Annotated in this window: 7 protein-coding genes; 1 reads left to right on the forward strand and 6 read right to left on the reverse strand. The window is 52.2% G+C overall.

Annotated elements, in window-relative coordinates; translation table 11 throughout:
- Positions 1-30 precede the first annotated feature (30 nt).
- From IPL32_01080 to IPL32_01095, 4 genes are all read right to left on the reverse strand, one after another.
- Entirely contained in the window at positions 31-2,523 is a 2,493-nt protein-coding gene (locus IPL32_01080; protein MBK8464399.1) for a TonB-dependent receptor, read from the reverse strand.
- A gap of 221 nt (positions 2,524-2,744) precedes the next feature.
- A complete protein-coding gene (locus IPL32_01085; GenBank protein ID MBK8464400.1) occupies positions 2,745-3,311 on the reverse strand; it encodes a biliverdin-producing heme oxygenase in 567 nt (188 codons plus the stop codon).
- 97 nt (positions 3,312-3,408) lie between these two features.
- Positions 3,409-4,365, reverse strand: a complete 957-nt coding sequence (locus tag IPL32_01090; protein ID MBK8464401.1) for a hypothetical protein — start codon at positions 4,363-4,365, stop codon at positions 3,409-3,411.
- Between the two features lie 132 nt (positions 4,366-4,497).
- A complete protein-coding gene (locus IPL32_01095; protein ID MBK8464402.1) occupies positions 4,498-5,181 on the reverse strand; it encodes a hypothetical protein in 684 nt (227 codons plus the stop codon).
- 426 nt (positions 5,182-5,607) lie between these two features.
- On the opposite strand from IPL32_01095, the gene IPL32_01100 reads away from it, so the two are divergent.
- Positions 5,608-6,006 (forward strand): hypothetical protein, encoded by a 399-nt coding sequence (locus tag IPL32_01100; protein ID MBK8464403.1) that lies wholly within the window; start codon positions 5,608-5,610, stop codon positions 6,004-6,006.
- A gap of 351 nt (positions 6,007-6,357) precedes the next feature.
- Here IPL32_01100 and IPL32_01105 read toward each other — a convergent pair whose 3' ends face one another.
- The gene (locus IPL32_01105) at positions 6,358-13,698 is read right to left on the reverse strand and encodes a M36 family metallopeptidase (GenBank protein MBK8464404.1); all 7,341 of its coding nucleotides are present in this window, start codon (positions 13,696-13,698) and stop codon (positions 6,358-6,360) included.
- Between the two features lie 265 nt (positions 13,699-13,963).
- Complete coding sequence (locus IPL32_01110) at positions 13,964-15,202, reverse strand: sulfotransferase domain-containing protein (GenBank protein MBK8464405.1); 1,239 nt, start codon at positions 15,200-15,202, stop codon at positions 13,964-13,966.
- Between the last annotated feature and the right edge of the window lie 3 nt (positions 15,203-15,205).

The raw sequence follows: 15,205 nt of genomic DNA on the forward strand, positions 1-15,205 counted from the left end.
GGCTCCGAATTTTTTCGGAGCCTTTTTTTATCATCGAATCTCCCAAGTTGTTCCTATTGTGAACGCCCTTCCGCGGGCCGGAGCAAACACGAATTGCTCGCTGTAAGCTCGATTAGCAATATTTGAAACGCCAAAGTTGATATTAAAGTTGTGTCTCTCACGACGGAAATAATAGCCGCCGCTGACATTGTGCGTCGTGAAACCCTTTTCCGGCCCGCCGTTTCCGCCTTGATTGACCGGCAGCAAAAATGTCGGTGAAAGCCGTGTTTGTTCCGCAACGATACGCGCATAGTAGTCAAAGAAATATGACTTGCCGTAATTGTTCCAACGAACGCCGATATTGGTTCGGAACGGGCTGATTACATCGAGCGGAACATTATTATCAAGATCGTCTCCACGCAGATAGCTGAAGTTTCCGTTCGGCGTGAGATAGCCGAGGCTGATCTTGAACGGAGCTTCAAATTCAACTTCAAAGCCTTGGATCCGCGCACGATCAACGTTCCGCGTCTGATATACCTGAACAGCCGGTCCGGGCTGGCTAAGGAATATGAAGTCGCCGTTTCTGTCTGTCGCCGCAACTGTATTCAAAAAATCCTTGTAGGAGTTTCTAAAGTATGTTGCCGATCCGGAAAAGTGTGTTCTGCGGATCTTGACGCTCGCATCAAAGTTGGTACCGGTTTCCGGTTTCAGATCGGCATTTCCGACAACGTAGATGTTGCTGATCGAACCTCTATCCGTAAAGAAAAGTTCAAAGATATTCGGTGTGCGGAACGACCGCCCGATGCGGCTCGAAATGCTGATGTCGTTCGTCAATCTGAAAATCCCGCCAAAATCACCCGTCACCGAAGTCCGCGTCGTGTTGATACCCGACGCAAGTGACCCGATATTCAGGTCTTCGATCTGTCCCGCCGTCAATGGCGGCAGAGCAAAACCGATCGTCGGCTGTGCGGCAGTCTTAAAATTATCAACTCGCACTCCACCGACAAGTTTGAATCGATCCGTAACTCGAAATTCATCTTGAGCGAACGCCGCAACATTTTCCAGGCTGGCATCCGGCACACTCTTCGTTGTGCTGACCCTTCTAGTCGTTGATGTCGGCGTCGATGCCGAGATCACGAGCCGACTGTCATCGTTCTCATCGCGGAAGAAACTCGCTCCAGCAGTTAAACTGTTACGCCCTCCAAACGTCCAGTCAGTCTGCAGATCAAGCCCTGACGTTTGCGTATTCGTCACCGTTTCGCTGAACTGATAAAGTCCCGGAAAGAACGGCGGTGCAGGCGGCACGGTCAGAACGTTTGTAAAATTGCGAAACTGGGTTTGATAATAACCGCTGATCGACAAACGCTGTAGATTTCGCGTTAGTGCCACGGCGTCGTAGCGGGCATTGATCTTGTCGCGATTTGAGAACGGGAAAAATGCGTTGAATGTTCCTACGAGCCCGGCAGACCCGATGTCCGCACCGCGACGGCGTTCGTAGTTGAAACGAAGCGCCTTTTTATCGTCCAGGAAAAATCTCAACGTCGCCTGCGTATTGCCCGCGTGCGATTGCGAATTTAGCACTTCGCCATCGTCTGTAATGCCGACTCCCTGATCTCGAAGGTCTTGAAGAAATTCACTGTCCGGCGTGCCTGTCCAATAGTTTTCAAATCGCTCAAGCGACTGCGCCACGCGAAATGCAACGTGCTTTCCCGCACCGGTCAGAGCAATATTGCCTCGTCGTCCGTTCTCATTCGAAGTGTAAAAGGTATTCAAAACTCCGCCGAATCGAAAACCGCTATCGCGTCTCGAAGGAGTGTCGCGAGTAATAATATTTATCGTCCCGCCAAGAGCATCTGTCCCGTAAAGCACCGAACCACTGCCGCGAGCAACCTCGATACTTTCGATCTGCGAAACCTCGACCAAACCTCCTTCGACACCCGACTGCCCCGTGGAAGTGCGGCTGTTATTCAGCCTTTCGCCGTCCACGAGTATCAAAACCCGATTACTGTCGAGCCCGCGAATACGCGGCCTAACCTGAAATGCGCCTTCGTTAACCGTCGATGAGCCAGGCAGAGTTCGAAAGATATCGCCGGTCGTGTTGATGGCCTTGCGTTCGATCTCTTCGCGGCCAATTACGCTCACAGGCACTGCAGTTTCTTCTGAGGTGACTTGAGTTCGCGTCGCGGTGACAGTGACGCTTTCTAAGATCGCACCTAGTTGAAGCGGGATCTCCGACTGATTAGCGTTACCTGCTGTGACCGTGACGTTGCGTAAAACCGTAGGAAAACCGGGAACCTCGACCTTGATGCGATATTCTCCTTCGGTAAGATCCTCAAAGCTGAATTTTCCGGTCAAGTCGGTTACAGAATTACGTGCGGCGCCTTTCGGACCCGTTAGCGTCAGGCTGGCACCGGAAACAACTGCACCATTCGTGTCCTTAACTTCGATACTCAGACTTGTCCCACTCGCGGACTGTTGGGCACTGAGCCCAGCCGAAAACAAAACCACAGTAAGTATAAGTGCAAAGAAACGTGAACTAAACATAATCAAAAACTCCTAAACAAAAGACGATAAGTTGACCTTGCAGGTTTTTAACCAAAATTACGTATGACGGCACACCTCAACGACATTTTCTAAAGCAATGACCATACCGAAGCAAAAGTGGCTAATTAATTGACCTTTATGTGTGGTTGTTGCGAGAAATGTCACACATATGGTCGTTGGTTGCGAATTTTTACAATACTCGGCCATTGTATTGGTATGGATTAAACGACCGCTTGCTGCGTTTCGGCCATACATCGTCGAAAGCTGTCAAAAGTTCCCTTCGCGGCATCAATGATCGTTTCGTCATCATTGTTCTCTTCCGCAAATTTAGTTGTCGCTTCACCAAAAGCCTTCCACATCGGGCCGACCTCGGCGCCATAACTATTAAAAAAACTGCCGCCGTTTTCAGACGTCAATTTAAGATGCTCTTTCAAGTGCCGCGTGATAACCTGCCCGCCCAATGTCGCGCCCTCAAGCACATACAAACATCCAAATGCCTGCGCAGCCGAATCAACAGCCGGAAGATCTGTCCATTCCGCCATATCGGTTTTACCGTTGACGTTTTTCAGATCATTTTCCAGCAAGGAGGTCTTCCGACGCTTGTCGAAATCCAATCCGAACCCTCCAAGGTCCGCAGCCGCGATCTTTGGTTCGATCGCAGAGTAAAATCTGTAAAATTTCTCGAGCAGCCGTGTATAGTCATCAAGCGAGAACATGCGGTTCATAATATCGACCGTCGTCTCCGTCTGCTCATGCAGCTCACGAGTCGCTTCTTTCAGTTTTTTCATTATCATATTTTTATTATTTGCAATTGAAATTCACTTTCAATAAGAATAGTCTTCCGTGTCCAATGAGTCAAATGCCGCTAATCATCTAAGTATCGATCTAACTGCCGCAGATGATCTGAGCGGCAAGGAGAGGCAAAGTAAGTTCGTGGTGGCCTGTGATCGAAAAACCGCGTCCGGCACCGTTTGCGGTCGGACGATGGACGACGTTTGTCATCGGACGGTATCGCTGCACAAAGTCAAAATTAGCTGTCGTGATGTCCTGCACCTCGTGGCCAAGATTTCTGACGACGGTGACTGCCTTCAAAAAGATCTCAGGCATCACTACCGCCGAGCCGTAATTCAAATAAACGCCGCCGCCGTTCATCTCTTTAACTATCGAGCAAAACAATTTGAAATCCGTATGGCTCGTCGCTCCCAGAGCCGCACCGTCGCACGACGCATGAAAGTGTCCAATATCGGCTCCTATTGTGAGATGCGCGGTGAACGGCACCTTCGCTTCATAGGCCTGACAAATTAGCGACAGATCGGCGTGCGGAGGTTGTAAAGCCGTCACTTCCCTGCCCATCGCTTCCCCTAACCCCAATGAGTCGCGATGGCCGGCCTTCGCGGCAGAATTGAGCAGTTCGCCGGTTTCCTTCGCTGCGCCGAAATCGCCTTTACCCAAAGTCGCATCGACATCCTCGCTCGTAAAACCAACCAACGCGATTTCGGAGTCGTGCACCAAAACAGAACCGTTCGACGCGATGGCAGTCACAAATCCGCGCCGCATCAGATCGATGATCAACGGCGAAACGCCTGTCTTAACAACGTGTCCCCCGATGCCCCAGATGACCGGTTTCCCAAGTTCACGTGCCCGACGAATTCGCGCCGAGACCTCGCGCAAACTCTGTACAGCAAGAATGTTCGGCAGTTTGCCGAGAAAATCCGCAAGCGAATCACCCTCAGCCACCGGCGAAGCAAAATCCTTGAACGTAACCTTGCTCGGCCGCGAAGCCAGCTCGTAAGTCTCGATCTCATTCAGGTCGATCGGCTGTAAATTCTCGTAAATTGACATATATTCCTATGCAAAAGCTCGCACGTAAGTAAGTGCGAAACATTCAACATCATCAAAAAGGGCGGTACAACCAATAATGAGTGCACCGCCCTTAATAATGTGCATGAGCGAAAGCTCAGCTATCAATCGAGGCTAGTTCGATATCTCGATCTGGCCGTCCGTCATCGTCGCACGCGGATCGCCCTCGTTGAACAAGATGCTTTCCCACGTGAGCGGCGAGACCGATCCCGGATAACCGACCGCCGTGAATCGCAGATTCAGCAGAACTCCGTTACTGCCGATCTCGATCGGGCCATAGACCACGACCCTCAACAGTCCGGGCTGATCGGCATTTACCACAGCTGCAAATCCGCGGCTGACAGTTCCTGCCAGATCGACGGTATTTTCCAGCGGCTGGATGACAGCCGGATCGTATCTGAGTTCGAATTGATAAGCGATAATTCCCTTATCCGCCGCACCTTGAATGCTAACCGGAATAAGGATGTCGCCTTCCGGCTTCGCTGCCATGCGGGCGGCCGAAACAGCCGTGCTCCTTTCCGGCCCAAACCCAACGCGGAACGGCGAAGGATCGCCCCAGTTACCCGAAACGTCACCCATCAGCAGAGCCGCAAAATCCTCGCCCGTGATATCAGACGTTATGGACGCGTACATGTTGCTTGCCGGCGTAAAGAACCAGGTTCCGCTGTTGCCGTTAGGCGGCGGGAGTGCAGCCGCATAACGAGCGATCAAAGCTGCGTCAAACGATGTAACGCCGCCAAACGCGGTGACATCCGCAACGGCAAGCTGTGCAGCCGTTAATGTAGTGGCACCTGTCACAAACTGAGCTATCTTGGCCGCATCAAATGCCGTGATCGAACCATTAACGCCGCCTGATTTAGACGGAGTAACAGTGTACGAACCCGCACCAAAACCTCAATGTGACGCACGTCACACGGTCGGTTTTTCTTCCTTTAGAAGCCAATATTATAGTAAAAACAAAGCAGTATTAGCTAATTGCCAACGCAAAATCTACATTGCCAAAACCTTAATTTTCCGCAGTTTCAGAACCGGTAGCGATAGAATCCGGGTTCATGCAACACCTTGTAAATCCTTGTAAGATAAGTCTTTACGTGTATATCGTGTAAATCAAGCCTTTTCGTGTAAATCAAGCCATATCGAGAAAGTTCAGCCATATCGAGAAAGTTAAGCCATATCGTGTAAATTGGTATTCCAAAAACCCGATTTTCGCGCTAAGTTGTGGCTATGTACAAGAATCGTCTTAACCGCACAACGCCAAACATCACACCAAACAGCCACCCGCATCTCTTCATCCAAAGCTCCGTGATCGAGTTTGCTAGGGTGGATCACATCGAAGGATTTTGTGTCGTACTCATCGAAGGCCGCTTCGGCCCGGACTTCGTCTATAAGAAGATGGAGAACCCGACCGACCGCCTCGAACTCGAACCGGCGCTGGTCTATGATCTGTCGGATGATGGTGAGGTGTCGCTGGGTTACGATCTGTCACCTCAGGGACGCAAAGGTTATCAAACGGTAGAAGCCGCACACCAAAAAGCAAAGTCGATCGCTTTTGCGGCAACATCAGCAAACAGTACCGATCTCACAGCCGCATCATCTTCGAATCAGGGACGCGGCTCTCCGTGATCTTCAGGGAGGCTCTTTATTTTGTCTGCCTCTGCGATCTCGGCGCACTCAGCGTTGAAATTTTCTCAGGGACGCAAGAATTCATCCTGTCGCCAACCGCGACGAATTAACCGCCATGACGCGGCATGATCTTTGAAAGTATATTTGGGACGCACATGTCAGACCGGGAGCGATAGCGGCTGGATTCCCTACTGCAATTTCTGGGACGCGCAATTGCCCACGATCATAGTTTATCTTTGTGATCTTCGTGTTTTTGTGGTGAAAAATCTCAGGGACGCAAAAAGGCTGCGTTTTTACACGCAGCCTTTTATCTATGCCCGCCTCAAGAGCGGGGCAAATGTAAACAATGGCCTACTCTGCCGGATCGGCAACGAAGTCCATATTGACAACGTTATCGATCAAGCTGACCACCTGGCTCGGTGTATTGAATGTGTAACGCTGTGAATTGACCGTCACAACATATGTCGCACCCGTTCCAAGGCCGTCGAACGTGAAGTAGCCGAACGAACCCGTCGTAGTAACGATCGGCTCGATGAGCGAATCGCCGGTGATAATAACCTTAGCATTGCGAATGCCGAGGCCGTCAGCCGTCAATACGCGTCCTGAGATCGACGCATTTGCCGCCGTCGATGAGAGGAACTCGAGTCCCCATCCGCCGTTCACGCAGCCCGTGATCGCCTCAGGTGAGAACAGGCTTCCTGCATCGTCACGCATATAGAGGCTCCATGTGCCGTTCGAGTTGGTCAAACCATAGTTGCCAAGCAACGTCTGAGTTCCGGTACCACCAACCGTGCTGCCCGGTTCACTGTAAGGTCCAGCAGGTGCCGGTGCCGGGAAGTTCGTCTGTCCGGGCTCCCATGTCGTTGGTTCAAATACTCCGGTTGTCAGTGCAGCCGAATTCGGAAGCACCTGGCCGGCAGCATCTGCGAACGTCAAGGTCACAGGTGTCACCAGATCAAGAACGCCGCCTGAGTCAGCCGCGAGGACAAATTTCTGTCCGCCCGGTCCGACCAGCAGGAAGTCCATGCTGTCAGGAACCTGATGTGCCACGTCAAAGAGCGTTACGCGGATCGATCCGATCTGGGACGGTCCACCCGCAACTGTGATCGTTGACGGATAAAGCGAAGCCGGTTGTCCAAGTGTCGTACACATTGCACCCGCAGAGCGGAATGCACTTGCTACGTCGTTGATGTTAAGGACAGCCGAGCTTGGCGAACCAACTGCAGCACCGGTAATTGTCATATTGACCGTCTGAACAGGTTCAACAAGCGTGTCGCTGCAAATCGTTACATTTACCGTCTTCGAACTATCGGTCGGGTTAAATGTCACTGCCTGAGCAACGCTGATGTAATCGACTCCCGATGTGCACGATGCTCCGCCAGTTGCTGTTCCGTTCGACGTCGCAAAGTTCACCGTCGTCGTTCCGGTAATATCACCCGTGCGGTTCAGCGTAATGGTTGCGATCTGTGATTCATCCTCGGTGTATGTCGCCGAGCTGAACTGAACAGATGCAACGCCGGAAGGCGTACTCGTTGCGGTTGCCGTCGGAGCAGTCGTCGATGTTGACGTCGGAGTTGACGTCGACGTCGAGGTTGCCGTCGGTGTTCCGCAGGCTCCGCCGAAGACCAGTGAGAATGCTCTCGCCGAACCTGTGTCGCCGCCTGCGTTGTCGCTGATGTTGATCACCCAGTTGCCGTCAGCATTCTGGCCGTCAAACGCACTCAGCGGATTGTTCGGTGCAAACGTTCCCGTCGGGAATGCTGCATTCGTGTCTGCTCCGCACTGTGTCTCGATCGACGGGAATCCGCCGTCGTCATCCAGCGTCAGCTGTGCAAGGTTGTTGCTCGCACATCCGAATGTCGTTGCAGGTACTCCAGGTCGGTCATACGCCGCCACTGTCGTTCCGCCGGGTGAAGTTATCCTCACCACGATATCTCCAACCCATGAATGGTTCAGTCCCGGTGTCGTAGATGCAGGGTCTGCACTCTGTGTTCCGTCAAACCGGAAGTTCAGGTCTGACACCGTTCCTACTCCGCTCACTGGTATTGTGAAGTTTATTCCGGCAGGTACGTTATCCGTTATCGCAACCGCAGGTCCCGTATAGCTGGCCGTTGTTCCGCAGCTCGGTGTTCCTGTCGAGGTCGCTGTCGCCGTTGCCGCTACCGTCGACGTTGACGTCGCTGTTGCTGCAGGCGTTCCCGTCGACGTTGCCGTCGGTGTTCCACAGGCTCCGCCGCCGTTGAGAATGAACGGAATATCCTGTGCCGCTAGGGCTGTTCCCGTGTCGATCACAGCGGCATAGGTCGTCGGAGCACCTATCGTGCCTTGAACTGCGTTCGATCCGGGCTTGTTCACCTGTCCGAGAATGCTCACCGGCGGTACGAACGGGCCTGATGCTCCTGTTCCGCCAAGTTGGAATTCCAGCCAATAGGTTCCGGCCGGAAGTGTTGTGCCGACATTTGCTATCGTTGCCATTATCGGCCTTGTTGCTCCTGTCGGGGCTGCATCCGTAGCTCGATATGCTCCGCTCCATGCCGATGATGCAAAGCGATTCGTCGTCAGATCGCCAAACACCACCGTGCTGCCAACCGCACCAGGAACTCCGTTCCAGATCTGTACTCGTGCAGTGTTGAATGTGCTAGGCGACGTAGCCGATCCCGTCTGATAGCCGTACAGCGTTACCGTATTGATCGTCCATCCGCCCGCAGGTACCACAAAATCATCTGCCAGCGTATTTCCAGGAGCCGTTGTCGTTGACCCGAATCCAAGAATGTTCAACCCGAGCCCTGTCTGTAGTGCACTTAGCGGTGCTCCTCCTACTCCGCCCGTCGGATTTGTCACTAGCGGGCCGTTGTCATACAGTACGCCTCCGGGTGTACACGTCGGGTTTCCCGTCGGAGTATTTGCAGGTGTGTTTGTTGACGTTGATGTTGCCGTCGCTGCAGGCGTTCCCGTCGACGTTGCCGTCGGTGTCGCTCCGCCGGGTAGGATCACTCGATAAGTTCCGAGCACCACCGCGGTGGGCAAGTCAGCCGCATCATCCGCCGGGAAGTATATGTTGCCGCTAGCCGGGGCGGTCAACAGGGCCGCATACGCTGCCGGGGTGATCGTCCAGGTCCCCGCACCCGTGAATGCCAACTGGCCGGCAGTGAAGGTTGTTGTTGCTGTTGCCGAGTAGCTAAATACGTTTAGTCCCGGGTCTGTATTGTTGAGACGGAACAGCGCCGGCGTGTTGTCCGTCGGCACCGAGGCTGCCGTCAGATTGCCGCTCACCAGGGTCGTAGTGCCGAACACGAAGGTGCCTGCGTTAGCGAACATATTCTGGAAGTAGAAGCCCGTCGTTGTGCTGCCGCTGATCGTCGCCGCAGACACGCCGCTCGTCGCTGTGATCGTGATCCGATTAGTTGTCGTCGCATCGATCACTAACAACTCACCGCTAGGTGATCCCGTCGGCGTTGCCGTTGCTGTCGCTGTTGCTGTCGCGGCTACTGTCGACGTTGATGTTGCCGTCGCCGCAGGCGTTCCCGTTGACGTTGCCGTCGGTGTTCCGCATGCTCCGCCGAAGACCAGTGAGAATGCTCTCGCCGATCCTGTGTCGCCGCCTGCGTTGTCGCTGATGTTGATCACCCAGTTGCCGTCAGCATTCTGGCCGTCAAATGCACTCAGCGGATTGTTCGGTGCAAACGTTCCCGTCGGGAATGCTGCATTCGTGTCCGCTCCGCACTGTGTCTCGATCGACGGGAAGCCTCCATCGTCATCCAGCGTCAGCTGTGCAAGGTTGTTGCTCGCACATCCGAATGTCGTTGCTGGTACTCCAGGCCGGTCATACGCCGCTACTGTCGTTCCTCCGGGTGACGTTATCCTCACCACGATGTCTCCAACCCATGAATGGTTCAGTCCCGGTGTCGTAGATGCAGGGTCTGCACTCTGTGTTCCGTCAAACCGGAAGTTCAGGTCTGACACCGTTCCTACTCCGCTCACTGGTATCGTGAAGTTTATTCCGGCAGGTACGTTGTCCGTTATCGCAACCGCAGGTCCCGTATAGCTCGCCGTCGTTCCGCAGCTCGGTGTTCCCGTCGAGGTCGCTGTCGCCGTTGCTGCTACCGTCGACGTTGACGTCGCCGTTGCTGCCGAGGTTGGCGTCGAGCTTGGCGAAGCGGTCGCAGTCGCGGTAGGCGAACCGACAACGCATCCCGCAGTCGTAGCAATACCTAACGTCCAGCCGCCGGCAAACGTGCCCACGTCAGTGCCGGCATCATCTACTACATATAAGCTCCAAGTTCCATTTGGATCGGTACCCCCAAAGGCTGTACCGAAAGTATCCGTTCCAGCAGTCGCCGGATTAAGGAACGGTGACGCAGGTGCAGGAGCCGGGAAGGCATCTCCGGTAGTGTAATTGGTCGGTCTGAATGATCCCGTTGGTGGTGCAGTGGTAGCAGTTGATGGAACAATCGCCGCCGCATCATCATCAAACGTGTAAGTCTGACCGGTCCAATCAGGAGTGCCGAGGGCGTCTGAATAGACGATGAACTTCACACCGGTCGGGCCGACAAGCAATACGTCAACGTCTCCCGGGAAAGTATGGGTCATCTGATTAAGCGTGACCGTTAACTTTGTAACTGTGCCGGATAGACCTGAAACCGTAATGTTTGAGGGAAACGGATTTGAGGGTGCTCCGGTAGTTGCCCCAGTTCCGGTCGCAGGAATTAGGATAGCCGCAGAATTCGTAAAAGGTGCGGGTGCACACGGCGTCGTAAAGCCAGAAGCCGACGAGTACGAACCATCACCGCATGGGTTGACGGCTCTCACGCGCCAGAAGTATTGAGTGACCGAAGTTAACGCAACATTTGTTGTCCACGTCGTTGCGGTGAGACCTGTCGCAGATGCAATTACATTAGTAAATGCTGCATCAGTAGCGACCTGGATGTCATATGTAGTTGCCCCCGGAGACGCGTTCCATGTGAAAGTCGGAGACAACCCGGTTGTAACTCCGCCATTAGCCGGTGAAACCAATACGGGAGCAGCGGCCGCACCGTTCGAAACGTCTAAGGTAACATTTTGATTATGAACCAAAGCACCAGAGGTTCCCACTACATTAATGGTACTGCTGCCAGTCGGCACAGAAGCCGTGTTGCTCAAAGTCATCGTTGAGCTTGATCCGGGAGTAACAGGATTCGGAGAAAATGTAACTGTTGTTCCAGCCGGCTGACCAGTCGCACTGAGCGTGATGGGGTCAGTGAAATTCATTAAAGATTCCGTGGTAACGGTGTAAACTGCATTCGTTCCCGCACAGATGCCTTGGCTTGCGGGTGTGACGGCAACGTTGAAGTCGGGAGCGTAACCCTCAAATGATTCGGTAACAGCTGAGGCTGACTGAACGCTCGCTGTTCTTCCCATACCGCGGCGTCTGAATCCTTCGCGAACGTCATCGGCATCGGCATCGGCCTCAGGTGCTCTTGGAAGAGCAGCAGCGGCAGCGATGATCGCATCACGGCCCTGAAGCATATTTGGGCTGATCGGCGATAATTTCATACCGTCGGTTACCATTTGGAGAACTTTAGTAGTGCCCGCCTGGAATCCGACTCGTGAAATCAAGAGTGCACGGACTTCCCATAGAGCACTCTTCCATATCTCGCCCGCGTTATGAACCTGATTGCAACTGCCCGAGGTCGCGATAGCCGGATTTCTCGGGAACGCACTTGTGACCGCAGTCGTCGTCGTGCCGAGTGTTGTATCACAACCTGTGTTGATATGTTTGAAGGTCAGCGGATTATACGGACACGGGCCATTGTTACAGGCAGGACGATTTGGACCGCCGGTAGATGCGATCACTGCCGTAGGAAAGCGTCTGATGCCATAAAAATAGTTGGACGTGAATCCGGAAGCTAAACTAAGAAGCGGGTGGCCGCCGAGACCGTAAACGCCGTTTGGGTCGTCCGTGGGTTCTGCGAGCATGGTTGCTCCATAGAAATCGCCCCATCCTTCGCCCATCATTCCGCCCTGAACGCCCAGACCGCTTCCGTTACCATGTAGACGATTTGAAGTTCCGTGTGTGACCTCATGAATAACGATATCGCCATCAGCAGTTCCATCTCGGTCAGGTGTCGGCCCTGTCCACAAATACATCTGCATACGACCACGGCCGCCGTCGGCGGGGGTATTGAAATTTGCGTTATTGGTGCCACTCGAGTCCTGGCCTTCAGAACTTACGCGGTCATTTGCTACGCCTCCACGACCAAAGTTGTCCTGTTGGAAATTGCGTGCCTGTTCAGTAAAACCCCGCAGATACAATTCATCGTGGTAGAGGTTCATTAAGTAGAACATCTGAATGACAGCTCCTCGCTGAGCTTGAGCGGTAAGGGGATCGTCACCAGGTGCGGGGGATCCCGGCGGCGGATTCCAGGTTGACGAAAACACCCGATCTGGCGTACCGGTTTGTGGAGCATCAACGCCATTCGTTCCATCACGGTCTATGCCCGCTTGGTTAGAATTACCATCGGTAATATTTGTTCCATCCGTAACCCAGCCGTTGTTATTGAAAGTAAACGGGGCTTCATTGCCAACCCGCGTTACGTTGTTACGCGCGAGTATCGCTCCCTGAGCGCCTACTGTCGGATCGTTGGGCGGAACCGAAATGTACGGCGACAAAGGAGCAACACTATCTGTAGCATTAATGTAAGCGTTCGGGTTTGTATAAACATTATAGGTTGCGGCTTGGGTCTGATCGTCCCCTATGTTTTTGTGCCATAAGACAACGCCGCTCTGAGCTTCAACAATAACATAATAAGCATTCACCGGACGCCAGAACAGAACTCTCCATGAAGGCACCGCAACGCCAGGCTCCGTCGGGAAATACATTTTCTCTGCGGTGGTTGCCCAGTCGCCGTTGCCAAACACGACTTTGAGATCGGTTGATTCAGCATTGTTGCGTGTTACGTCCCAAGGGCGGAGTTCATGATTGATATGTTCCGCTCCGCTTTTTACCGCTACGAGAGGATCGCCGAAATTTGCGGAAACGCGAGAATAATCAACGGCCGGAGCCAGATTGTTGATAACACGAATGAGTTGACCGGACTTGGTAAATCCGGCGTTTACTTCGCCTCGGAAAACGGGAATTCCATTGATCTCCTGCTCGAGACGAACATATGAAATGTTGCCGTCAGGATTTGTATAGTCCGCACCGGTCTTTAGCGAACTGATCTGCTCCTGATTGACACCAAAAAGGTCTTGATTACTCTTGAGAAAATTTCGAAGGATCTCGGGACGCCTCGCAGAAGAGGGACTTGTCAGCCATTCAATGTTAGATCGATGAACGTCTGGGGTAACGACCTCGGGTATTCGAATATCAAGGTTGTACTCAACCCGTGCCGTCGGATGGTTTTGCTTGAATGTCGCTTCGCCACGAACAAAACCGTCACGAATGTCAGCGACGGCAGAAGCGGTTCGTCCCACCGATTGGCGAAACCCAGCTAATGCATCACGGTATTCGTTTCCCGTTTCTTCGCGGATGTCCCACATTTTGGCGATTCCCTCGTCCTGGCTTACAGTGCGAGTCATCAATCCACCGCTTTTTTCGCCGGCCGCCATCGTACTATAGTAATAGGGCACCGCAATGATCGCGGTTACTAACCCCAAAACAAACAAACTCAACACAAGGCTCCTACGAGCGTCCGCTTTAGATCGTCCTAACATTCTTTCTAACCCTCCCAGATGTTTTCCTAAGTGAAATCCCAACTCTTCGAGTTGCCGACAAAACAGCAAACATCGAAAACTATCGCCAAACCAGAACTGTTCGTGCAAATACCATTTCCGTTACACGTTGGTTCCAAAGATTCAACGTAAATTCAAGCGCCACAAATTGTAAACTAAATTGTTCTGAATGATTTATAACAGTTTTACTGACTCCCGTCAATCGAACTGCGAGTCCGAGGCAATTATTAAGAGTATCGATACCAGATCATAATCCTAAACAACCAAAATCCGCCTTCGGAAAATGTCTGCCCAGCCGCACTATCCTTTTTTTCTGAGATAGTGATAAGACCGAGTCGCCTCGCCCCGAAACACCCTTGTTAATTCGATTTCTGTCTCTATTTCCCTCTACAACAGCAATTTGTTTTTCGATCTCACTTTTCGGTGCAGAAATACCGTGATTCGTTAGAATATTAGCAACTGTGCCAATCTTGTCCATGATCATACCTTCGTAGGTTAACCAATGAACCTCAAGGCGGTTGTCTCGTTCGGCGCGTAGCCATGACGCTACAAACTGAAAATACCAAGGGATCACGTATTCAATAAGAAGGTCTATCTGCTGCTCCTCTCCAAACGCTAAAAATTCGTCACGGTCGAAAAAAGTGCTGAATGTAAAACCTCTGCGATAAAAATCCAAAAGACTTACTACCGTATCAAAGATGTTCCTAACGAGCACCACAGGCGTTATCCGAAAGGCCTGCATGAGTTGAATATTTGCTTCCGAAGCTCGCGCGTGCTGCTGGGTAACGGTGTTAATATTGCCAAATTTCGCCAATTGCGGCATATCTATTTCGTGTTCGTTTTGAAGCGCAGCATAAACCGTAAAAAGATCGCGAAAGCCTGTAATACCGATCAACACATTCTTCAAAAATGTCGAGCCGCTTTTGGGAGCACATGTAATGAAAATATGCCGGCCGAGATCGGATTGTGAATAATTTTGTGTGTAATCTTTTAGCTGCGCCCGTTCTTTGGTGAAAGCAAGGGCGTTAGTAACGTCAACATAATATGAAGGGCAAGGTTGGATGGCAATTGCCTTTCGAAAACACGCCAATGCCGCAATATGTTGTCGCTTCTCATAGAAAACCACTCCTAGCTGCCTGAAGACATCTGCAAACCCTCCTCTGAACTCAGGATCCCGGGAAAGATCTCCTTTGAGTGTCAATTCAAAGATCTCGGGCAAATAGCGGTTGACCGGGGTCACGTCCTCGATCGCCAACAATTGTTCGACTCGTCTTTTATAGGCTGTCAATAAGTTGTGCTGGAGAATGTCAAAAGTTGCGGGATTGACGTTTGCTTTTGGCACAAGCTGCTTAAAAATAAGGATCGAGCGGTCAAACTGCCCGCTATTCATAAACTCGATGCCGCGATCTATCTCTGTCTTTATATGCTCAAGAGTTGATTGCTCGTCTGGAGGCACCTTTACATTGATCTTTCGCTCCGTGGTCATAGG

Origin of the sequence: Chloracidobacterium sp., from assembly GCA_016711345.1 — a bacterium.
GTDB lineage: Bacteria > Acidobacteriota > Blastocatellia > Pyrinomonadales > Pyrinomonadaceae > OLB17.